We start from the raw sequence: 500 nt of genomic DNA on the forward strand, positions 1-500 counted from the left end.
ACGGATGATGAGCGCACCCACCGGTACCATTACGACAGTCAGCACCGGCTGGTGCACTACACGCGGACACAATATGCAGAGCCGCTGGTCGAAAGTCGCTATCTTTACGACCCGCTGGGCCGCAGGGTGGCAAAACGGGTATGGCGGCGTGAACGGGACCTGACGGGCTGGATGTCGCTGTCACGGAAACCGGAAGTGACCTGGTACGGCTGGGACGGCGACCGGCTGACCACAATACAGAACGACAGAACCCGCATCCAGACGGTTTATCAGCCGGGAAGCTTCACGCCACTCATCAGAGTTGAAACCGCCACCGGTGAGCTGGCGAAAACGCAGCGCCGCAGCCTGGCGGATGCCCTTCAGCAGTCCGGCGGCGAAGACAGTGGCAGTGTGGTGTTCCCGCCGGTGCTGGTGCAGATGCTCGACCGGCTGGAAAGTGAAATCCTGGCTGACCGGGTGAGTGAGGAAAGCCGCCGCTGGCTGGCATCGTGCGGCCTGAC

Annotated in this window: 1 pseudogene; it reads left to right on the forward strand. The window is 62.6% G+C overall.

Annotation, left to right across the window (positions count from 1 at the left end):
- Positions 1-500: pseudogene (locus BGK49_RS17570) on the forward strand (RHS element protein); the annotation flags it as partial.

This window comes from Shigella sp. FC1544 (genome assembly GCF_001722145.1).
GTDB classification, from domain to species: domain Bacteria; phylum Pseudomonadota; class Gammaproteobacteria; order Enterobacterales; family Enterobacteriaceae; genus Escherichia; species Escherichia coli.